Origin of the sequence: Bacillus sp. NMCC46, from assembly GCF_002998465.1 — a bacterium.
Taxonomy (GTDB): Bacteria; Bacillota; Bacilli; order Bacillales; family Bacillaceae; genus Bacillus.
The window spans coordinates 116,238-137,516 of the sequence record NZ_PVQZ01000002.1 but is presented as its reverse complement, the minus strand read 5'-3'; the positions used below and the strand labels follow the sequence as shown (position 1 = coordinate 137,516).

The 21,279-nt window shown below is 41.6% G+C and carries 24 protein-coding genes, 1 pseudogene and 1 riboswitch; of the genes and pseudogenes, 21 read left to right on the top strand and 4 right to left on the bottom strand.

Annotation, left to right across the window (positions count from 1 at the left end):
• Nucleotides 1–24: 24 nt before the first annotated feature.
• The gene (lysA, locus tag C6Y01_RS06225) at nucleotides 25–1,350 is read left to right on the top strand and encodes a diaminopimelate decarboxylase (RefSeq protein WP_095285352.1); all 1,326 of its coding nucleotides are present in this window, start codon (nucleotides 25–27) and stop codon (nucleotides 1,348–1,350) included.
• Between the two features lie 38 nt (nucleotides 1,351–1,388).
• On the opposite strand, the gene C6Y01_RS06220 is transcribed toward lysA, so the two are convergent.
• Nucleotides 1,389–2,273, bottom strand: a complete 885-nt coding sequence (locus tag C6Y01_RS06220) for a DUF1002 domain-containing protein (RefSeq protein WP_106037956.1) — start codon at nucleotides 2,271–2,273, stop codon at nucleotides 1,389–1,391.
• Nucleotides 2,274–2,593: 320 nt separating this feature from the next.
• Here C6Y01_RS06220 and C6Y01_RS06215 point away from each other — a divergent pair, with 320 nt between their 5' ends.
• Nucleotides 2,594–3,031 carry a peptidylprolyl isomerase gene (locus C6Y01_RS06215; RefSeq protein ID WP_008359679.1) on the top strand — a complete coding sequence of 146 codons (438 nt, stop codon included), beginning with the start codon at nucleotides 2,594–2,596 and terminating at the stop codon, nucleotides 3,029–3,031.
• Between the two features lie 30 nt (nucleotides 3,032–3,061).
• Here C6Y01_RS06215 and C6Y01_RS06210 read toward each other — a convergent pair whose 3' ends face one another.
• Nucleotides 3,062–4,324: an MFS transporter gene (locus C6Y01_RS06210; RefSeq protein ID WP_106037955.1), complete on the bottom strand. Its 1,263-nt coding sequence runs from the start codon at nucleotides 4,322–4,324 to the stop codon at nucleotides 3,062–3,064.
• A gap of 269 nt (nucleotides 4,325–4,593) precedes the next feature.
• Between C6Y01_RS06210 and C6Y01_RS06205 the strand changes: the two genes are divergently transcribed.
• The 7 genes and pseudogenes from C6Y01_RS06205 to C6Y01_RS06175 all read left to right on the top strand — a co-directional run bounded on the left by C6Y01_RS06205 (nucleotide 4,594) and on the right by C6Y01_RS06175 (nucleotide 8,945).
• Nucleotides 4,594–5,175 carry a TetR/AcrR family transcriptional regulator gene (locus C6Y01_RS06205; protein ID WP_106037954.1) on the top strand — a complete coding sequence of 194 codons (582 nt, stop codon included), beginning with the start codon at nucleotides 4,594–4,596 and terminating at the stop codon, nucleotides 5,173–5,175.
• 220 nt (nucleotides 5,176–5,395) lie between these two features.
• On the top strand, nucleotides 5,396–5,629 hold the full coding sequence (locus C6Y01_RS06200) for a DUF2164 domain-containing protein (protein ID WP_003215556.1): 234 nt from the start codon (nucleotides 5,396–5,398) through the stop codon (nucleotides 5,627–5,629).
• Between the two features lie 224 nt (nucleotides 5,630–5,853).
• Nucleotides 5,854–6,198: a hypothetical protein gene (locus C6Y01_RS06195; RefSeq protein WP_034318777.1), complete on the top strand. Its 345-nt coding sequence runs from the start codon at nucleotides 5,854–5,856 to the stop codon at nucleotides 6,196–6,198.
• A 104-nt stretch (nucleotides 6,199–6,302) separates the two neighbouring features.
• A riboswitch (FMN riboswitch) is annotated at nucleotides 6,303–6,444 on the top strand.
• Nucleotides 6,445–6,698: 254 nt separating this feature from the next.
• Nucleotides 6,699–7,349: a riboflavin synthase gene (gene ribE, locus C6Y01_RS06190; RefSeq protein WP_034661128.1), complete on the top strand. Its 651-nt coding sequence runs from the start codon at nucleotides 6,699–6,701 to the stop codon at nucleotides 7,347–7,349.
• Nucleotides 7,350–7,360: 11 nt separating this feature from the next.
• Nucleotides 7,361–7,966 (top strand): annotated as a pseudogene (gene ribB / locus C6Y01_RS06185) (3,4-dihydroxy-2-butanone-4-phosphate synthase); the annotation flags it as partial.
• A gap of 47 nt (nucleotides 7,967–8,013) precedes the next feature.
• Nucleotides 8,014–8,478, top strand: coding sequence for a 6,7-dimethyl-8-ribityllumazine synthase (gene ribH / locus C6Y01_RS06180; protein ID WP_060596841.1), 465 nt, complete (start codon nucleotides 8,014–8,016; stop codon nucleotides 8,476–8,478).
• 113 nt (nucleotides 8,479–8,591) lie between these two features.
• Nucleotides 8,592–8,945, top strand: a complete 354-nt coding sequence (locus C6Y01_RS06175; protein ID WP_003215830.1) for a GNAT family N-acetyltransferase — start codon at nucleotides 8,592–8,594, stop codon at nucleotides 8,943–8,945.
• A 24-nt stretch (nucleotides 8,946–8,969) separates the two neighbouring features.
• On the opposite strand, the gene C6Y01_RS06170 is transcribed toward C6Y01_RS06175, so the two are convergent.
• Nucleotides 8,970–9,494 carry a DUF309 domain-containing protein gene (locus tag C6Y01_RS06170; protein WP_034661127.1) on the bottom strand — a complete coding sequence of 175 codons (525 nt, stop codon included), beginning with the start codon at nucleotides 9,492–9,494 and terminating at the stop codon, nucleotides 8,970–8,972.
• Between the two features lie 87 nt (nucleotides 9,495–9,581).
• Nucleotides 9,582–9,674, bottom strand: a complete 93-nt coding sequence (locus C6Y01_RS06165; protein WP_012010430.1) for a YjcZ family sporulation protein — start codon at nucleotides 9,672–9,674, stop codon at nucleotides 9,582–9,584.
• A 209-nt stretch (nucleotides 9,675–9,883) separates the two neighbouring features.
• On the opposite strand from C6Y01_RS06165, the gene C6Y01_RS06160 reads away from it, so the two are divergent.
• The 12 genes from C6Y01_RS06160 (at nucleotide 9,884) to C6Y01_RS06105 (ending at nucleotide 21,120) form a co-directional block, all read left to right on the top strand.
• The gene (locus C6Y01_RS06160; RefSeq protein ID WP_034661986.1) at nucleotides 9,884–10,642 is read left to right on the top strand and encodes a segregation/condensation protein A; all 759 of its coding nucleotides are present in this window, start codon (nucleotides 9,884–9,886) and stop codon (nucleotides 10,640–10,642) included.
• The gene (gene scpB / locus C6Y01_RS06155; RefSeq protein WP_095285351.1) at nucleotides 10,632–11,225 is read left to right on the top strand and encodes an SMC-Scp complex subunit ScpB; all 594 of its coding nucleotides are present in this window, start codon (nucleotides 10,632–10,634) and stop codon (nucleotides 11,223–11,225) included. The genes C6Y01_RS06160 and scpB overlap by 11 nt, the downstream gene beginning before the upstream one ends.
• A 113-nt stretch (nucleotides 11,226–11,338) precedes the next feature.
• Nucleotides 11,339–11,818, top strand: coding sequence for a YpuI family protein (locus tag C6Y01_RS06150; protein WP_003215803.1), 480 nt, complete (start codon nucleotides 11,339–11,341; stop codon nucleotides 11,816–11,818).
• Between the two features lie 112 nt (nucleotides 11,819–11,930).
• Nucleotides 11,931–13,082 (top strand): D-alanyl-D-alanine carboxypeptidase family protein, encoded by a 1,152-nt coding sequence (locus tag C6Y01_RS06145; protein WP_106037952.1) that lies wholly within the window; start codon nucleotides 11,931–11,933, stop codon nucleotides 13,080–13,082.
• Nucleotides 13,070–13,657 (top strand): nucleoside recognition domain-containing protein, encoded by a 588-nt coding sequence (locus C6Y01_RS06140; RefSeq protein ID WP_106037951.1) that lies wholly within the window; start codon nucleotides 13,070–13,072, stop codon nucleotides 13,655–13,657. Before C6Y01_RS06145 ends, C6Y01_RS06140 begins: the two co-directional genes overlap by 13 nt.
• A gap of 4 nt (nucleotides 13,658–13,661) precedes the next feature.
• The gene (locus C6Y01_RS06135; RefSeq protein WP_106037950.1) at nucleotides 13,662–14,198 is read left to right on the top strand and encodes a spore maturation protein; all 537 of its coding nucleotides are present in this window, start codon (nucleotides 13,662–13,664) and stop codon (nucleotides 14,196–14,198) included.
• A gap of 135 nt (nucleotides 14,199–14,333) precedes the next feature.
• Nucleotides 14,334–15,068, top strand: coding sequence for a 23S rRNA pseudouridine(2605) synthase RluB (gene rluB, locus C6Y01_RS06130; protein ID WP_034661122.1), 735 nt, complete (start codon nucleotides 14,334–14,336; stop codon nucleotides 15,066–15,068).
• Between the two features lie 90 nt (nucleotides 15,069–15,158).
• The gene (resA, locus tag C6Y01_RS06125) at nucleotides 15,159–15,689 is read left to right on the top strand and encodes a thiol-disulfide oxidoreductase ResA (protein WP_034661121.1); all 531 of its coding nucleotides are present in this window, start codon (nucleotides 15,159–15,161) and stop codon (nucleotides 15,687–15,689) included.
• Between the two features lies 1 nt (nucleotide 15,690).
• Nucleotides 15,691–17,370, top strand: a complete 1,680-nt coding sequence (resB, locus tag C6Y01_RS06120; protein ID WP_034661120.1) for a cytochrome c biogenesis protein ResB — start codon at nucleotides 15,691–15,693, stop codon at nucleotides 17,368–17,370.
• Nucleotides 17,354–18,532, top strand: a complete 1,179-nt coding sequence (ccsB, locus tag C6Y01_RS06115) for a c-type cytochrome biogenesis protein CcsB (protein ID WP_034661119.1) — start codon at nucleotides 17,354–17,356, stop codon at nucleotides 18,530–18,532. The genes resB and ccsB overlap by 17 nt, the downstream gene beginning before the upstream one ends.
• Nucleotides 18,533–18,619: 87 nt before the next feature.
• Entirely contained in the window at nucleotides 18,620–19,342 is a 723-nt protein-coding gene (locus tag C6Y01_RS06110) for a response regulator transcription factor (RefSeq protein WP_003215596.1), read from the top strand.
• On the top strand, nucleotides 19,339–21,120 hold the full coding sequence (locus C6Y01_RS06105) for an ATP-binding protein (protein ID WP_034661118.1): 1,782 nt from the start codon (nucleotides 19,339–19,341) through the stop codon (nucleotides 21,118–21,120). Before C6Y01_RS06110 ends, C6Y01_RS06105 begins: the two co-directional genes overlap by 4 nt.
• Nucleotides 21,121–21,279: the final 159 nt, after the last annotated feature.

The window sequence follows — 21,279 nt, the reverse complement described above, 5'->3', positions numbered from 1 at the left end:
GAGGCGGAGAAAGAGGGAATGACATTGTATTTACACGGCACTTGCAGACAAAATGAACTCGGTCATTTAGAAATTGGTGGTGTTGATGCCGTTTCTTTAGCTGAAACGTATGGGACACCACTTTATGTATATGATGTGGCTTTAATACGGGAGCGTGCAAAAAGCTTTCAAAAAGCATTTATAGAAGAAGAGTTAACAGCGCAGGTAGCATATGCGAGTAAAGCATTTTCCTCCATCGCCATGTTTCAGCTTGCCAAGGAAGAAGGATTATCTCTTGATGTCGTATCAGGAGGGGAGCTTCACACAGCCATTTGCGCCGGGTTTCCGGTAGAAAAAATTCATTTCCATGGCAACAATAAAAGCAGGGAAGAATTGAAAATGGCGTTAGAGCACGAGATCGGCTGTATTGTCGTAGATAATTTCTACGAAATGAAGCTCATTGAAGAGCTTGGTCAAGAGCTGTCAAAACAGGTGAAAGTGCTGCTCCGTATTACACCAGGTGTCGAAGCGCATACACATGATTACATTACAACAGGCCAAGAGGATTCCAAATTTGGCTTTGACCTTCACAATGGACAAGCAGATGAAGCGGTGAAACAAGTGCTTGGATCAGAAGTGATCGAGCTTTTAGGCGTTCATTGCCATATCGGTTCACAAATTTTTGATACGGCTGGTTTTGTCCTTGCAGCAGATAAAATCTTTTTGAAGCTAGATGAATGGAGAGAATCATTTGGTTTTATTTCGACCGTGTTAAACTTAGGCGGCGGCTTTGGTATCCGTTATACAGAAGAAGATGAACCACTTCCTGCGACAGAATACGTCGAGAAAATTATCCAAGCTGTAAAAGAGAACGTAGCCCGCTATGAGTTTGATATGCCGGAAATTTGGATTGAGCCAGGCCGCTCTCTCGTTGGAGATGCAGGGACAACGCTTTATACGATCGGCTCATCAAAACATGTACCTGGCATTCGCGATTATATTGCGGTAGATGGGGGAATGAGTGACAACATTCGTCCAGCTTTATATCAAGCGAAATATGAAGCGGCAAGTGCCAACAAAATGAGCCAAACGCATGATCAAACGGTTTCCATTGCAGGGAAATGCTGTGAAAGCGGAGATATGCTCATTTGGGATATCGATTTGCCAGAGTTATCACAAGGAGATTTATTAGCTGTCTTTTGTACCGGAGCTTACGGCTACAGTATGTCAAACAACTATAACCGCATCCCGCGCCCGGCTGTTGTATTTGTAGAAGACGGGGAAGCGCAGCTTGTCGTTGAACGCGAAACATATGCCGATATTGTCAAACTTGATTTACCGTATCAATCAAAAGTGAAATCATCTACGTAAAAAAGCTGCCTGATGTACAGGCAGCTTTTTATGATGACTTATTTTCCTCCAGTAAATACAGAGACGATTGCGTTCCAAATGGAGACAAAGAAATCCCAAATCTTTTGAAGAAGGTTTTTCCCTTCATCTGATTCTATGAATTTCGTAATCTTGTCTTTTGCTTTATCGATTTGAGATCCTACTTGGCTCCAATCGATATTGATGTTCTTCATTTTATCGAATAGTGAAACAAGCTGATCCTTTTGATCTTGCGTTAGATTTAAGTTTAAATCAGAAGCAGCCTGATCCACTTTTTCTTCGACTTCATTTGTTGTTTTAGGGACACCATTTTTCGCAATGTCATCCTTGATTTTTGCAATAAGGGCAGAAGCATTGTCTTTCCCGATGGAGTCACCCAATTTAGAAGTTGTCACAAGCTCTTCGTTTGCTACCTGTTTCACATCTTCTGGAATGGCTTTGTCGCTTGACACTTCATAGGCTTTTAATAGACCCGTCAGTGCGGCTGTACCAGAAACTTCAAACGGCGCAGTCACGACAACCTTGGCATCCTTGACACCGGCTGTCATTAAAGCATTTAAATACATCTCATCTGTAATGGTCTTGATGTTATGTGTATCCACAGTCAGACCAGTACCTGATTTTTCAATGGTGATAGATGAAGATGATAATGCTCTCGTCCCGATAGAAGAACGAGGGATATACTTTCCTAAATATTCATGCTCTTCTTTATTGGTTACTTCAATTTTTGTCGCATTTTCAGGTGGATTCAACTCGTCAAGCACCTTCTGGCGATCAGCCGGAGTTAAGTCTTGCCCAAGTGTGACGATGACATCGCCGACAGCTGCATCCGCTAAGCTGACTTTTGGCGCACCAATGAGGAAAAGGAGCGCTGCCATCATACCAAGCATTGATTTTTTAAACATGTTGACCTCCTTCAAGTCGAAAGGGTTCCTCTTTTAGAGAAACTCATCTTTTGAGCACACGTAAAGAAATGCACTCCATCATATAGACGTAACAAATCGATTCGACGTTTCAATTTTCTTTTTAAGATGTTTTCCTTTTCTAATAAATGAAGACATGTTGCACAGTCTGTCATCAATTTAATAGGAAAAAAGGATCAAGCTCTTCTATTGTATCAATCCTAAGAAAAGAGGTAAATCACAATCAAAGAGCAGGGGATGTTTAACATCACCGAAAATGTGCTATAATGAGCGTTGTTTAACCTGAAAGGAGAATGTGAAAAATGGCGAAAAAAGGATACATACAACTAACGAATGGTAAGAAAATTGAGTTTGAACTATACCCAGAGGCTGCTCCAGGTACAGTAGCAAACTTTGAAAAATTAGCGAATGAAGGCTTCTACGATGGATTGAAATTCCACCGCGTCATCCCAGGCTTCGTAAGCCAAGGCGGCGATCCAAACGGTAATGGAACTGGTGGTCCTGGTTACACAATTAAATGTGAAACAGAAGGGAATCCACATCAACACGAAAGAGGTTCATTATCAATGGCGCATGCTGGTAAAGATACAGGCGGCAGCCAATTCTTTATCGTACATGACCCTCAGCCGCATTTAAACGGTGTTCACACTGTTTTTGGCAAAGTAACATCTGGTATCGAGGCTGTTCTAGATATGGAACAAGGCCAAGGTATGGAAAAAGTCGAAGTTGTCGATGCTTAATCCAAAACACCGCTTAATCGCGGTGTTTTTTTATGTTAAATCTGATTTTACGGTTATTTGTTCCGTGAGGCGGTAGGTGATGATCCAATACAAAAGGGCAATGGCACTGACAGAGGCACCAAATAAACATACCCCGATCCAGCCATCGTTTGCGTATATGCTGGTTGAAACAATAGAACCAGTCGCACTGCCGATGGAGTAAAAAATCATATAAGCAGCAGTAAGCCGGCTTCTCGCCTCAGGCCGCACAGTGAAAATCATACTCTGATTGGTCACGTGTACGGCCTGCACAGATAGGTCAAGAATGATAATACCGATGATCAATAAAATAAGTGAATATTCAGTGAAAAAGATAAAAAACCATGAAACGATTAATAGGACAAGGGCTATACAAGTTGTTAACTGTCCTAAGCCCCGATCAGCAAGGCTTCCAGCCCGAGCAGCGCCTAATGCTCCGGCAACTCCAGCAAGACCAAGTGCACCAATCGCCGTATGTGAAAGATTGTATGGCGTGGTACTGAGGGGCAGCACGAGCGAAGTCCATAACGTACCAAACACAATAAAAATAAGAAGAGCCAGAATTCCACGGATGCGCAGGATTCGTTCTTGTCTGAACAATGTAAACATTGAACGAAGCAGGTTTGCATAGGATAATGACTCTCTTTCGCTGTCATCACCCGGGAGAATTCGGAACAACACGCCAGTTATGATAAGCATCATAATGGCAGAAACTAGGTAGACTGACCTCCAGCCGGCGAGATCGGTTAGTACACCAGCAAACGTTCGTGCGAGAAGAATCCCGATCACGATTCCACTTTGCACCAAGCCAACAATACGACCGCGCTCTTCTGGAGCGGCCCAAGTCGCTGCGAACGCTACGAGTACTTGAGTGACCACAGCAAGCAGTCCGACCACAGCTAATCCTATAAAGAGGACGGTGACGATAGGAGCGATGCCGACTAGAATGAGAGACAACACGGATAAAAGCATCTGACCAATGATGAGCCGGCGTCTATTCAATAGATCACCAAGTGGTACTATCAGTAGCAGCCCCAGCGCATAACAAAGCTGAGTAATCGTAATGACCATGCCAATGGATGAATAGGTGATACCAAACTCGGATGCGAGGGAGTCTAATAACGGTTGTGCAAAGTATATGTTTGCAACTGCCATCCCGCAGGCTATCGCAAACAGCAGTGCCATATAGCGAGTCATCGTTGATCTCGGTTTGATTGGTAAATGAGTCGTTTCCATATCAAGATGTTCAATGGAAGTGATTTTTTCTTTCACCATGCATTTCATCGTCTCCTTTTGTACTAAAAAGTATAATATACTGTTTGGTATATTATGATTCATGTTAAGGATAACCAACAAAACGTTTTAAAGTCAAGACTTTGATACAGTTAATTGATGCTGATCTTGAAAGGGTAAGGCAATTTGACATTAGTACGTCAATAAAATAAAATTATAATGTACCGATTGGTAACCAAATAGAGAATAATATCAAGAAATAGATGGCTGACTTTGTGAAGAAATTTTATTGTTGAAATGAGGAATTGCTGATGGTTCGACAACGGGAATTTGATAAGGAAAAAGCGTTGGATGAGGCAATGGTGCTTTTTTGGGAAAAGGGGTATAGGGCCACTACATTAAGCGATTTGACTGCAAAAATGGGAATACAGCGGCCAAGCTTATACTCAGCTTTTGGAGATAAAGAGGAATTATTTGAGGCCGCATTACGCAAATATACAAAGCAGCATGCTGGCCATATTCGAACAAAACTTCAAAGCAATCTTTCTGCAAAGAAAGCATTTCATGCATTATTTGCAGATTTAGTAGAAGAGGAATATAGAGATGGTCCGAGTAAAGGATGTTTTTGCATCAATACAATAGTGGAACTTGCGCCACACGAAGAGAAATTTGAAATTCTTACAAGAGAGCATCAGATGTATCTTTCGGTCATTTTTGAAGAAAGGATTGTTCAAGGTATTCGCTCGGGTGAGCTCGAAAGCAGTCTGAATGCTAAAGCTTTAGCACAGACACTGGTCGTTTCTTTCATTGGACTTACCGTCCTCATGAAATCTCGTCCAGAGCGTTCATTTGTAGATCATTCTGTAGCGACGATACTTTCCATATTGAAATAAACAGTCTACGTGGAAAACAGTCAATATAGGGAAAGCGTATTTTGATCAAGCTATCAAAACACGCTTTTTCTTTTAGGACAGTTATGGACAGAACTCGATTTTGTGATATGATAAGAGAACAAATATTCGCATTTGTGGGTGTCGCCACATTCAACTGAAAAACAGATGTCAATGCAAATTAAAAAAGCGTGTTTCATGCTGAAAGAAAGCAGGAGATAATTTGAAACCATTAACAAAAGAAGAAAAAAATCAAATGATGATTGCTATTCAGCGTTACTTTGCCGAAGAACGAGAAGAAGAGATTGGTGAATTAGCAGCCATTAATATACTAGAATTTATCACAAAAAATCTTGGAAGTTACTATTATAATCAAGGGGTTCGTGACAGCCGGAACATTGCTGTTCAGAGATCGCAATTGTTAGAGGAAGATCTATTCGCACTCGAAAAAAGATGATCATCAATGGTGTGCGCCCTACTAACGGATAAAGAGGAAAGAGACCCCCTTAATAAAGAACGCATATTCGTATCATATGTAATGATGAAAAGGTGGAACCAAAGGTCCAACTCAATCGTTATATAAGTAACCATTAATGGAAATCAGCTTTTTTGGTTTTATTTCATCAAAAGAAGGAATAAAACATACAAATAGGCGAAGTGCAGATGATGGAGGTTCTAAATATGGGGAAAATTAAATTGAAAATTGCCGTCTTATTTGTTTTACTGCTTTGTTTAGGCGCAGGTTATTTATACATGAATGGCATGAAAATTGAAGATGTGCCAACAGCCATTGGTGAAAGCTTAACAAATAATGATAAAGATTATACCATCTATGAATATACCATTACGAAAATTGATGGAGATGAATATTACGGTCAAGCAAAAAACGGCACAAAAATCATTTTTAATGGAAAGAAATTCGAAGATGATGTGGCCGACTTGAAGAAAGGCGATCGTATTAAAGCCTACTTTAGTAATGAAAAAAGAATAGATGGTCTTATAAAAGTAGTAAAAGTCGTTAATTAACAAGTCTCCTTTCCTATAAGGAGACTTTTTTGTGAGAAATCTTGATTGTTGCATTTGACAACAAGGATCGCTATAATAGCCCCTAAGGACAGCTAAATATCGATTGTATCCTTCGGGGCAGGGTGAAAATCCCGACCGACGGTAATAAAGCAAATGCTTTACAGCCCGTGACCCGTTAATTTATTAACGGTTGATTCAGTGAAAAGCTGAAGCCGACAGTGAAAGTCTGGATGGGAGAAGGATAAAGAAAGCTATGAACGAAAAATATTTGTTGATCATAGTTTTATTTCTGATGCAAAAAAGCCAAAGCCCCGGAATTTTTTCCGGGGCTTTCTGTATGTACATGTAGTTAATAGACCGGCATGCAGTGTTTATTAGGTGATCCCTCATCTACCTTGTATGGACCTTAAAAAGCGACGAAGGTGCTCAATCGATCACATGTCCCTAACATCGCTTTTTTATAAAGTGAGAAATACAAATGAAAAGAAAGGGAGGATCACATGTTTACGGGGATAATTGAAGAAGTTGGCACCGTACAGTCATTAAGTAAAAAGTCAGCAGATGCCATGGAAATTGTCATAAAGTGCAGCCGTGTGCTAGAAGATGTTCACCTCGGAGACAGTATTGCGATCAATGGTGTATGTCTTACAGTCACAAGCTTTACAAAAGCACAGTTCGCAGCAGATGTGATGCCAGAGACGGTCAAAGCGACATCACTGGATCAGCTGACATCAGGCAGTCCAGTGAATTTAGAGCGGGCCATGTCCTCGAATGGACGATTCGGCGGCCATTTTGTCTCAGGTCATGTTGACGGGACGGCAGTCATTACCCGAATAGAAAAGAAAAGTAATGCCATTTACTATGATTTAGAGATGGACAAGACCCTCACAGATATGCTCACGCAAAAGGGTTCGATCGCAATAGATGGTGTCAGCTTAACCATTTTCGATTTGCAAGATTCACACGTCACAGTCTCTATTATTCCTCATACACTTGAAGGAACTATTTTCCTGACTAAATCTATGGGAGAGATCGTGAATATAGAGTGTGACATGATCGGCAAATACATTTATCGCTTTTTAACAAAAGAACAAGGCGATAAGCAGCCATCCCGATTGACCCCATCATTTTTAAAAGAGCACGGATTCTAGGAGGCGATTGTATGTATCATTCAGTAGAAGAAGCAGTAAATGCTCTTAAGCAAGGAGAAATCATTATCGTAGTGGATGATGAAGACAGAGAAAACGAAGGAGATTTTGTGGCACTTGCTGAGCATGCCACGCCTGAAGCCATTAACTTCATGGCTTTACATGGAAGAGGCCTCATTTGTACACCGGTCCATACGTCGATCGCCAAACACCTGAACCTGCATCCAATGGTAGAACAAAATACAGATGCACACCATACAGCATTTACAGTGAGCATTGATCATGTGACAACGACGACTGGTATTAGTGCTTTTGAGCGCTCTGCGACCATGCTTGCCATGTTAAATAAAGACGCAACACCAGAAGAATTTGCCCGCCCAGGTCATGTGTTCCCGCTCATTGCAAAAGAGGGCGGTGTACTAGAAAGACCAGGTCATACAGAGGCGGCGGTAGATCTTGCGAAACTGGCAGGTTCAGAGCCAGCGGGTGTCATATGTGAAATTATGAATGTAGATGGCACAATGGCGCGCGTCCCTGAACTAAAAGAGATCCAAAAACAGCACGGTTTAAAGATGCTGACAATCGAAGCATTGCAGACCTATTTAAACAATAACGAAACAGCAACTATCGAAACAAAATAAAAATCACAAAAAAGGATGATCCACATATGAATACAATACAAGGGCATGTAGTAGCAGAAGGACTAAAATTTGCAATCGTCGTCGCGAGATTTAATGACTTTATTACAAGTAAACTGCTTGACGGAGCAGAAGATACATTGCTCAGACACGGAGCAAACGGTGACGATATTGATGTCGTGTGGGTACCGGGTGCTTTTGAAATTCCGTACATGGCAAAAAAACTAGCTGAAACAAAGAAATACGATGCCGTCATTACACTAGGAACCGTAATCCGGGGCGCAACAACTCACTACGATTATGTTTGTAATGAAGCCGCTAAAGGAATTGCTCAAAGTGCCATGTCAACAGGGGTACCGATTATCTTTGGTGTACTAACAACAGAATCCATTGAACAAGCCATCGAAAGAGCCGGCACAAAAGCTGGAAATAAAGGCAGCGAATCGGCTGCAGCTGCCATTGAAATGGCGAATCTCAATCGAACCTTTCGTTAATTTAGTGAAAAAGAGTTTAAAAACGGTATAAAAATGTTTATAATGTGTGATGAGCAAATGATTCGTGAGACATTTGCTGGACATTAGGATAATTTGAATATTGAGGGGTATATATGTTAATTCGTTATAAGAGGTCTTTTGAAAAAATTGCCATGGGGCTACTCTCCTTCATGCCGGGTGAGAAAGACGTCAAACAGCTTCAGCAGACGATGAAGTCATATGAAATGGATGAAAATCGGCAGCTGTTCCTTTGGAAAGATGGCGAGGATATCGTAGGTGCCATTGGTGTGTTGAAAACAGACGACCAAGTACAAATCGAGCATATTAGTGTGAATCCATCCCATCGAGATCAAGGAATCGGCAAGGAAATGGTTTTAGCCGTGGAAGAGGTATTCAAAACCAAAACACTCATTCCAAATGAATTAACGCAAGGCTTCTTTCATAAGTGTCACAGCGAAACAAATTAAATATCACACATGTAAAAGCAGAGGCTACAGTCCTCTGCTTTTTTTACGTTCGATCTGCTTTTTTCGTTCAAGCAATACATCTGTCCGGTCACGCAGTCTATGTTTTTCGATCAAAAATGTGTGGGATAAGTTGCTCTCCTGTCCAAAGGTCAGTCCTTCTTTTTGAGCCATTTCTTGGCATAAAGAAAGAAGCGCTTGATCTTTGATCGGGAGCAACACACTTTCGTAGGGCATGTCTTCATTCATTTTCTTCTTTAGCGTTCTCAGAAGTATGAGAAACGCCTCATCATCTAGACCGAGGTTCGCTAATACGGGCCGGTTTGCTTCCAGCAAGTGGAGGCTGTTTGAAATGAGCCGTTTTGCCCCTTTTCCATTTCCCCGTCTTTGATGATACAAAGCAACGGCAAGCTGAATGAAACCAACCCAATATTCTTTGCGCTGCTCAGGCGGGTCTTCCTTCCAATATTCCTCAAGAATTTCATGACACTCAAAATAATCTCTTGTCGTATGAAATTCATGTAAAAAAGCCACGTACGCTTCAGGATACACAGTGGTCATCTCCTTTTCCACTCTCAGTCTAACATATTGAAAAGAAAAGAAGAAAGAGCGCCCTTCGTGAAAGGACGCTCTGTTTCTTTAATAAACCCAAGCCGCGCCAACGATGATCAGCAAGATGAAAAGCACGACAATAAGCGCGAAACCTCCGCCAAAGTTATAGCCATCTCCCATAATGATACGGCCTCCTTTTTCATCAGTTCTGTTTACAATGGTATTCTATGTATAAATGCCCTGAGTGGTATGGGCGAAACCACTGTTTTTCTTGTTTTGCCTAGGACATCATGGTCGAAATTATATTGGACGAGAGCTTTATCCTGTCTTATACTAAAGGTTAGCCGGTGAAACGGTACTTAGAAGACAGTAGAAATGGTGAGAAAAAAATGCTGGAATATCAGGTGAAAATAGATTCGTTTGAAGGTCCTTTGGACTTACTTTTACATTTAATCAACCGGTTGGAAATCGATATTTATGATATTCCCGTTGCTAAAATTACGGAGCAGTATTTATTATATGTCCACACAATGAGGGAGCTTGAACTTGATGTGGCAAGTGAATATTTGGTGATGGCTGCAACCCTCCTGAGTATTAAAAGCAGAATGCTCCTTCCGAAACAAGAGGAAGAGCTATTTGATGAAGACCTGCTCGAAGAGGAAGAGGACCCTCGAGAAGAGCTGATTGGCAAATTGATTGAATACCGCAAGTATAAAAATGCAGCACAAGAACTAAAGGAACGCGAGGAAGAAAGGCAAAATGCCTTTACAAAACCTCCGAGTGATTTAAGCGAATTTGCAAAAGAATCGGAAGTGAAGGACACAAACTTACATGTCACGGTGTATGATATGTTAGGTGCGTTCCAAAAGGTATTGAACCGAAAAAAAATAACGAAACCAGCACCATCTAAGATTACAAGACAAGAAATCCCGATTGAAGACAAAATGAATGAGATTATGAACCATTTAAGAAAAACGAAAAAGCGGACCAATTTCATGACTCTATTTCAACATGATCAAAAGGAGCACCTTGTCGTGACGTTTCTTGCTGTTCTTGAATTGATGAAAAGTCATCAAATCATGTTAGAGCAGGAAGGAAACTTTGAAGACATTTATATAATAGGGAGTGAAACGATTCATGACGCTTGATATCGTGAATTGGAAAGCCATCATAGAAGCGCTGCTTTATGCAGCAGGTGACGAAGGCTTAACAAAAAAACAGCTCATGTCTGTTCTTGAAGTAGAAGAGGCAGCGTTACTCGACATGATGTCTGCCGTAAAGGAAGAATATCAAAAACAAGAACGAGGAATTGAGCTCATTGAATATGCAGATTCTTATATGCTGCTGACGAAAAAAGAATACAGCATTTATTTGAAAAAATTAGTCGAGACCCCATCCAAAGGTTTGTCACAGGCAGCGCTTGAAGTACTCGCAATCGTTTCTTATAAACAGCCGATCACACGCAGTGAGGTAGAAGAAATTAGAGGAGTCAAATCAGAGCGGGTGCTTCATAGTTTAGTAGCCAAAGCGCTGCTCTGTGAAGTTGGACGTGCCGAGGGCCCTGGGCGAGCAATTCTTTATGGGACAACACCTACTTTTTTAGAGCAGTTTGGCTTAAAGGCATTGGATGAATTACCGCCGCTGCCAGAGAATGTGGAAGCAGATGGTGTACAAGAAGAGGCTGATCTATTTTTTGAAAACTTCAATCAAACATTCGAAGAGATAAAATAGTTCAAAAGAATGAAAAATGTATGATAAAATATAAAAAAGATTTTAGGTCTAACATCTATTGATGTCAGATAAAATGGTAATAAAGCCATGAGGGGAAGGTAAACACGAAACAAATGGCACATATGAATGTAAAGGCTCAAGTTGATCAAGCAGGCGTCTTTTTATCAAAGGTTGCAACTGAAATGAATGGTTTTCTGAATGAAGCTACCTTATCAAGTATGAAACGATTAAACCCTGAAGCGGAAGCCTATTATTGTGACATATTGAATACATTACGGAAGCTTGCAGTGTACAGCGAGGATGCAGCGGCAGTTTGCAGGAAAATCAGCCAGCAGCAGACATTCCCGCAGCAAGCCGCGCAGCAGACGCTTCACCGTATTTATCATCAATGTATTGAAGAGTTTTTCACGCCGAAAAAGGATACATGGTATGAAGACAGCCGTTCCGCGTATACAGGAAAGAGCAGCATTGTTTTCCACCATGAAGTATCCGCTGAGATCAAACGATTATTTTCTTCATTAGAAAAAGATTTTTTAGCGATGAGAGAAGAGCTAGAATATACGACATCTCATCAGCAAATGAAAATGGTATAGCAAGAGGAAAAAGCGACTCTACATATAGAGACGCTTTTTTTTGTGGACGAGGCATCATAACTTTTTCAGCCGTGCATACACTTGTACAAAACGGACAAGGACGTGAATGAACATGCCCTATTTAAAAATTGGAACAGCAGTCCTTCTTCTATTTACACTCTTACTGCCCTTTTCCTCACATGCCAAAGCAGATATGTCATTATCGGTGAGTGCAAGAAGCGCCATTTTAATAGATGGACAGTCAGGCAGAGTCCTATTTGGAAAGGACGAGCATGAAAAAAGGAGAATCGCCAGTATTACGAAAATTATGACGGCGGTATTAGCCATTGAATCAGGAAAAATGAAAGACACCGTCAAGGTATCAAAACGCGCGACTCAAGCAGAGGGCTCATCGCTCTATTTAAAAGAAGGGCAGAAGGTGAGTTTAGAAGACTTGACGTACGGGCTTATGCTGCGTTCTGGAAATGATGCAGCTGTTGCCATTGCAGAGCATGTGGGCGGCAGCTTAGAAGGATTTATTTTTATGATGAATCAAAAAGCGTCTGAACTAGGAATGGAGAATACAAATTTTCAAAATCCGCATGGACTCGATGATCATAAACATCATTATTCATCAGCCTATGACATGGCCATTTTAACAAAATATGCCATGGAGCATAAACAATATCAAAAAATTGCGGGCACGACTTTCTATAAAGCGAAAACGATGGAAGGCTATTGGAAAAATAAAAACAAGCTCCTCACTGGTTTATATCAATATTCAACTGGGGGGAAAACGGGATATACGAAGCTTGCAAAACGCACACTTGTCTCTACAGCTGCAAAAGGGGATGCGGCGCTGATCGCTGTGACCATTAATGCGCCAGATGATTGGAAGGATCATATCTCTATGTTTGAATATGCATTTGATCACTATAAAACGTACGTACTTGCTGAAAAAGGAAGACTCGCTTCGTTAAAAGGAACCTTTTACGAAAAAAAAGCATTTATCAAGCGTGATGTGGACTATTTTTTAAATGAAGATGAGAAAAAGCTAGTGGAAATTGAAACGGAAATGCTTACTCCTCAAAAAAAGTGGAAAAAAAACGCCGAAGCCATCCCGGATGTTGTAGGGAAAATGACGTTTTTACTAGATGGTCAGGTGATCGAGCAAGTACCGATTTTTTATGAAAATAAACGAAATCGAATGCCACAAAAAAGCTTTCAAGAAATGTTTAAGTCTGTCTTTCAGACATCTATAGGCGGATCTTCATGGTCAATCTAATTTGGGTATTCCTCACTGTCATCGGTCTTGTGTATGCGATGTTCAACGGAACGATGGAGGAAGTAAACGAAGCTGTATTTAAGGGCTCAAAAGAAGCAGTTACGATTTCAATTGGTCTGATTAGTGTCCTCGTTTTTTGGCTCGGACTGATGAAGATTGCAGAAGAGGCAGGTTTGTTAAATTTCTTTAGTAAATTGTGCCGTCCCTTTATTTCAAAGCTATTTCCGGAAATTCCGCCTAACCATCCTGCGATGGGATATATTTTGTCCAATCTGATGGCGAATTTCTTTGGTCTCGGGAATGCCGCTACACCGCTTGGGATTAAGGCAATGGAGCAGATGAAAGCATTAAACGGCGGGAAAAATGAAGCAAGCCGGTCCATGATTACATTTTTAGCGGTCAACACATCCTCTATCACACTCGTGCCAACAACCGTCATTGCGATTAGAATGACCTATGGTGCAGATCAGCCAACAGACATTGTAGGCCCAACCATTTTGGCGACACTCATTTCAGGCATTGGTGCCATTCTCATTGATCGCTATTTCCACTATCGCAGAAGCAGGCGGGGGTGATCTCGTGTCATTTATTAACTGGCTTTCTCTGGCTTTGATCCCACTGATCATCGCAGGAATTTTAATTGCGGGAACCGTTAAGAAGGTACCGACCTATGAAACATTTGTCGAGGGCGGGAAAGAGGGTATTCAAATTGCCTTTTCAATCATTCCTTATTTAGTCGGCATGCTCGTGGCTATTACGATATTCCGCGCGTCTGGTGCGCTTGATTTTGTCATGGGACTGTTAAAACCCGTGTTTACAGCGATCGGCTTCCCGGCAGAAGTGGTGCCGCTTGCGTTTATTCGTCCGATATCTGGCACGGCCGCACTCGGGATGACATCAGACCTCATTGCGACATATGGACCAGATTCTTTTATCGGACAGCTCGCAGCTGTCATGCAAGGGTCAACTGACACCACTCTATACATTTTAACGGTCTATTTTGGAGCAGTCGGTATTAAAAAGATGGGGGATGCGCTGAAAGTAGGACTGTTAGCGGACCTCATTGGAATCATTGCATCTGTCATCATCGTCAGTTTGTTATTTAGCGGCGCCTAATGAGGCGCTTTTTTGTATTTCGTGGATGGAAAATCGCTTTTTAGCTGAAATTAGACAGACGAATCGCTTATTTTTCCACGAATGCTTGTTTGTTTTAAGTCAAGCAAGTAAGATAGTACATGAGGTGAAAGACAAATGGAACGTTTACAGAAAGTAATTGCACATGCCGGCGTCGCTTCTAGACGAAAGGCAGAAGAATTAATTAAAGAAGGACGAGTTACCGTTAATGGCCAGACAGTGACAGAGCTCGGAGTAAAAGTGGGCTCTTCAGATAAAATTGAAGTCAACGGATTAAAGCTTGAAAGAGAAGAACCGGTTTACTTTATGCTTTATAAACCGCGCGGCGTCATTTCAGCTGCTGAGGATGATAAAGGACGTAAGGTCGTCACAGATTTCTTTGATGACGTCCCGCAGCGCCTTTATCCAATCGGCCGCTTAGATTATGATACGAGCGGTTTGATTTTAATTACAAATGACGGGGAATTTGCCCATAAGCTCATGCATCCGAAATATGAAATTGATAAAACGTATGCAGCGAAGCTAAAAGGCATCCCATCAAAGGAATTGCTTAGAAAGCTAGAAAAAGGGATCATGTTAGATCATAAAAAGACAGCACGTGCTCGTGCCAAAATGCTTTCTATCGATAAACGAAAGCAGACATCTATCGTTCAATTAACCATTCATGAAGGCAGAAACAGACAAGTGCGCCGCATGTTTGAAGCGATCGGTCATGATGTGTTAAAGCTAAAAAGAGAGCAATATGCGTTCCTTCATATTGAAGGCATGAGACCGGGAGACCGCAGAGAATTGTCTCCGCATGAAGTCAAGCGCCTGAGAGCGATTGCAGATCATGGGAAAAGCGCTTTTTAATTTTCACATAAACTTCAAAAAATGAAGAAGCATCAAAAGAAGGAGAATGCTATAATTTACCTGAATGTCTATGGGGAAGGGGTACTTCAGATGAAGAAAAGACGGTTTTTCATACGGACGGGCATTCTCCTCGTGATGCTTGCTGCACTATGTTATACCATGTATAACTCAGTATTTGCCAAACAAGATCAAGTCAAAGAAGGATCTATTGCGCCAAACTTTGTCCTTCAATCAGTGGATGGGGAACGGATTGAATTAAAGGAATTAAAAGGAAAAGGCGTCTTCCTTAATTTTTGGGGGACTTGGTGTGGTCCGTGTAAACAAGAATTTCCTTACATGGCAAATCAATATGAAGTATTCAAGGATCGCGGTGTGGAAATTGTTGCAGTCAATGTTGGGGAATCCAATATTGCCGTGAAAAATTTTATGGAATCCTATGGCGTGAATTTTCCTGTTGCGATGGACAAAGATCGTCAAGTGACAGAGGCATATGATATTACGCCGCTGCCAACCACATTTTTAATTAATCCTGAAGGCAAGGTAATCAAAGTCATAAAGGGAACCATGACAGAACGTAATGTCTATGAATATATGAATTTGATTAAACCAAAGGGGTCATAGAATGAAAGAGGTAAAGTGCGAGTGTGGACATATTAATCCAATCGGTACTGTTTTATGTGAATCATGCGGGAATCCAATTGCAGCTATAGAGAAAAACTCTTCAAAGCTGCTTGATATGAGATATGACGGCAGTGCAAGACGCTCGCAAACATACAACAAAACGATTGTTGATAAAGTATGGAACTTTTTTTCTTCCGTTAAAGTGGGTGTGTGGCTGATAATTATTACACTGCTTGCTTCCTCACTAGGAACCATTTTTCCGCAGGAGCGGTTTATTCCGCCAGGTGCATCTGCTTCCACCTATTATGAAGAGCAATATGGGTCGTTTGGTAAACTGTATTACATACTCGGATTCCATGATCTTTATAATTCTTGGTGGTTTTTAGCTTTAGTCGCATCAATCGGAATCTCCCTTGTCATTTGCAGTCTCGACCGGGTCATTCCTCTTTATCGGGCACTTAAGAACCAAGGGGTTATCAAAAAAGAAGGCTTTATGAGAAGACAGCGTCTGTTCAGTGAAACAGACAAAACGTTAGATCAGCATACATATGAAGGCATCATAAGAGCAATGAAACAAAAGCGTTACCGCGTGCGAGAAGAAAACGGACATATTTTAGCTGAAAAAGGCCGCTTTTCACGCTGGGGGCCTTACGTCAATCACATTGGATTAATCATCTTTCTCATTGGATCGATGCTCCGATTTGTCCCAGGCATGTACGTGGATGAAACGCTCTGGGTCAGAGAAGGTGAAACGGCCCCAATCCCAGGCACAGATGGTCAATACTTCTTGAAAAATAATGCGTTTTCAATTGACCGCTATGAAACTGGAAATGAAAAAGAAGTGTTTGAGAATGCGATTGAAAGAGCTGGCGACGGTCAAGTGGTGAAAAGTTATAAAACCGATGCCACTTTATACAAACGTGAAGGGGAAGTTGTGTTTGGTGAAAAGCCCAAGCTGAAGCAGGTAACAGAACACGATATCAAAGTGAACGAACCGCTCAAGTTTGATCATTTCTCATTATATCAAGTGGATTTTAAACAAAATGAACTCGATCAAATGGTCTTTCAACTGATTCGTAAAGATACAGAAAAATCTTTCGGAACAGTGAAGATTAATCTGCTGGAGCCTAAGTCAGAATATGATCTTGGTAGCGGTTACAAAGTCAAAGTGATGAGCTATCTCCCTGATTTTTATTTTGACGATGATGGAACGCCGAGTACGAAAACAAGGAATCCAAATAATCCTGCTTTCGTGTTTGAAATGATTTCTCCTGAAAAGCCTAAAGGTGAAAAAAGCTTTGTGGCGATTCAAGAGACAGTAGAAGGCTCTGATAACAACATATATAAAATGAAGTTTGATCGAGTGGAAACGAAAAACGTCACGGGATTGACGGTTAGAAAAGATTTAACTCTCGGGGTGCTCATCGTAGGCGGGATTATCTTCATGATTGGTGTCGTGCAGGGGATGTATTGGCAGCATAGAAGAATTTGGCTGTCTGCAAAGGATGGAAAAGTATTTGTGGCAGGACACACAAACAAAAACTGGTTCGGCTTAAAGTCTGATCTCAACGTGTTACTAAGTGACAGTGGCATCAAACAGCCAGTTGATCAAAAAGAACTGCCTGATACAACAAGTATCAGCAAAAGCAAGGGGGAAGGATTAGATGGCAGCAGTCAGTGAAAACCTGTTATTTGCAGCTTTTCTATTGTATTTAGCGGCAGTTCCTTTTTTTGGTGGTGCCATTAAAGGAAAAAAGCAAGTTGATGGACCGCGCAGGAATAAGGCAGCACTTATCGGCATTACGCTCACCATCATCGGTTTTTTAAGCCAATTTGGCTATTTTATTTCAAGGTGGATGGCGTCTGGTCATGCACCAGTCAGTAATTTGTTTGAATTCACAACCGCTTTTGGCATGATGCTTGTGCTCGCATTCATCATTTTATATTTTGTGTATCAAGTGTCTGTACTTGGTTTATTTACACTTCCAATCGCTTTATTGATTATTGCCTATGCAAGTATGTTCCCATCAGATATTTCACCGCTGATTCCTTCACTACAAAGTAATTGGCTTTATATTCACGTGACAACAGCAGCACTTGGGCAAGCCATTTTAGCGATCAGCTTTGTGGCAGGTGTCATCTTCCTATTAAAGCATGTCGATCAAACAAAGCCAGGGAAGAAGACATTTGGTTTAGAGCTCGTCATGTTTATGATTGTTGTTACACTTGCATTTATCGCTGTCACGTCCATCTTTAGAATGACAGGGTACGAGGCAAAATTTAATTGGGTCGATAAAAATAAAGAGGAAAGTGTGATGGTCTATGAGCTGCCAGCTCTAGTTGGACCTCATAAAGGAGAGCTTGTGACGCAAGATCGTTTGGAACCATTTGTTGATTTGCCGCCTGTTTTTTCAGGAAGAAAGGTCAATACGGTGTTATGGTCATTCGGCACGGGGCTGATCTTGTATGGACTGATTCGGTTGATCATTCGCAAACGACTCAGCGCTCTGCTTCAACCGCTTGTGAAGCAGGTGAACCTAGATTTAGTCGATGAAATTGGATACAGGGCTGTTTCCATTGGTTTCCCTGTATTTGCGTTAGGCGGGCTGATTTTTGCAATGATCTGGGCGCAAATTGCTTGGACTCGGTTCTGGGGCTGGGACCCGAAGGAAGTATGGGCATTGATTACGTTTCTCTTTTATGCAGCCTACCTTCACCTTCGCTTATCCAGGGGCTGGCATGGCGAAAAGTCCGCTTGGCTAGCTGTCATCGGATTCGCCATCATTATGTTTAATCTCATCTTTGTCAATCTTGTGATTGCAGGGCTTCATTCTTACGCTTAATCACATGAAAAAGGCCAACTTTTTATGAATCGATTTGGCTTTTTGTTAAAATGAATGTAACAACGGAGAAAGCAGGAGGATTGTCTAATGGAACACACAACTCAAACGAAAATATTAGTCGTAGATGATGAGGCAAGAATTCGCCGCCTTTTAAAAATGTACTTAGAACGTGAAAATTATGAAATCGATGAAGCAGAAAATGGAGATGAGGCGATTCAAAAAGGACTCCAAACAGATTATGACCTCATTTTACTCGATTTAATGATGCCTGGGACAGATGGAATCGAAGTGTGTAATCAAATTCGAGACAAAAAAGCGACTCCAATCATTATGCTGACGGCAAAAGGAGAAGAAGCCAACCGCGTCCAAGGGTTTGAGGCAGGAACGGATGACTATATCGTAAAACCTTTTAGCCCGCGTGAAGTTGTTTTACGTGTGAAGGCATTGCTCAGAAGATCTTCTCAAACGTCTTATCTCAATACTGGGACAACAACAAAAGATGTACTTGTGTTTTCTCATCTTTCAATTGACCACGATGCGCATAGAGTGACGGCTGATGGCAAAGAAGTCAGTCTCACGCCGAAGGAATATGAGCTTTTATATTTCCTTGCGAAAACACCGGATAAGGTTTATGACAGAGAGAAGCTGTTAAAAGAAGTATGGCAGTATGAATTCTTTGGAGACTTGAGAACAGTCGATACCCACGTCAAACGACTTCGCGAAAAGCTGAATAAAGTGTCACCAGAAGCTGCGAAAAAAATCGTGACGGTATGGGGTGTCGGGTACAAATTTGAGGTCGGCGCTGAATGAAACTGTGGAAAAGTGTCGTTGGAAAGCTATGGTTAACCATTCTCTTCCTCGTCCTGATCGTTTTATCTATTTTAACCGTGCTTCTTTTAGAGTTCATTGAGAATTACCATGTAGAAGAAGCAAAGTCAGATTTAACTCAAATGGCAAACAAAGTAGCGGTCATTTTAGAAAGCCATGAGGATCAATCGCTCGCAAGGTCGATTACATCAGAGCTTGCTGACAAATTGACGAGTATTGCGATTATCCAAGAGGACGGGCTAGAGTGGTATTCGTCTGAAAAAGACGGGAAGCTTCCTGCGATTACAAAGAAACAAATTGAAGCGGACAGTGATTTAAATCAAGCACTAAAAGATCGTAAAAAAATCAGTAAACGTGCAGAACCAAATGCAGGCAATCAGAAAGATGAACGAATTGTCGTCGGTGTTCCATTTGAGGCAAACGGAAAAAAAGGCATGGTCTTTCTTTCTCAATCATTACTCGCTGTAGAACAAACAACGAAACATACGACGCGTTATATCTTCCTAGCAGCCGGAATTGCCATTATTCTGACCACTATCTTCGCTTTCTTCTTATCAACACGTGTCACCTATCCTCTCAGAAAGATGAGAGAGGGGGCACAGGATCTGGCGAAAGGGAAATTTGATACCAAGATTCCTATATTAACGCAAGACGAAATTGGAGAACTGGCCATCGCCTTTAATCAAATGGGCAAGCAGCTTAAATTCCATATCACAGCCTTAAATCAAGAAAAAGAACATTTGTCCAACATTTTAAGCAGTATGGCTGATGGTGTCATCACCATCAATATTGATGGAACGATTCTCATGACGAATCCTCCTGCAGAACGATTCTTGCAGGCATGGTATTACGAGCAAAATATGAAGATCAAAGATGGAGATGAACTGCCACCAGAAGCGAGAGAACTGTTTCATACAGCCGTCAGCACAGAAAAAGAGCAAATGATCGAAGTCACGCTGCAAGGACGTACCTGGGTTCTTCTCATGACCCCGCTTTATAATCAGCAGGATGTCAGGGGAGCAGTTGCGGTCCTTCGTGATATGACAGAGGAACGAAGACTTGATAAGCTGAGAAAAGACTTCATTGCCAATGTCAGTCATGAACTTCGTACACCAATTGCCATGCTGCAAGGGTATAGTGAGGCGATTGTAGATGATATTGCAGGCTCAGAAGAGGAAAAGAAAGAGATTGCGCAAATTATCTACGACGAATCACTTCGAATGGGACGTCTTGTGAATGACCTTCTAGATCTAGCGAGAATGGAAGCGGGCCATATTACACTTAATCTTGAATCGACAGATACAGAAGAGCTGACCGAGAAGATTTACCGCAAGTTTCTCGGTATTGCGAAAGAAAAACAAGTTGATCTCACATATGACATTCAAGTGGATGAACCGCACTTTGTACTCGATCCGGATAAGATTGAGCAGGTGTTTACGAATCTCATTGATAACGCCATTCGTCATACACCAGAGGGCGGAGAGGTTCACTTCTCGGTTCAATCGGTGGAAAGCGGTCTGAAAATGGATGTAAAAGATTCGGGAAGCGGAATCCCGGAAGAGGATCTGCCATTTATTTTCGAACGTTTCTATAAAGCGGATAAGGCAAGAACAAGAGGGCGTTCTGGTACTGGGCTTGGTCTTGCGATTGTGAAGAACATCGTAGAAGCGCATCAAGGCTCCATTCATGCACATAGCAAAGCGGGTACAGGTACACACTTTACCTTTTATATTCCGAGAAAAAAGCAGGAACTCGTCTAATCCTGACGAAGAATCTTGTTACATGAGAAACACTTCTTTTCGAAAAAAAGAAGTGTCAGCGTGTAGACAAACCCTCGCATTCGGTGTCAGGTCTGCGCTCCGGTGCTCACGAATGTCAAATTCGCTCCGCTCCGGTACTCGCCCTTCCTAGACTGCAAA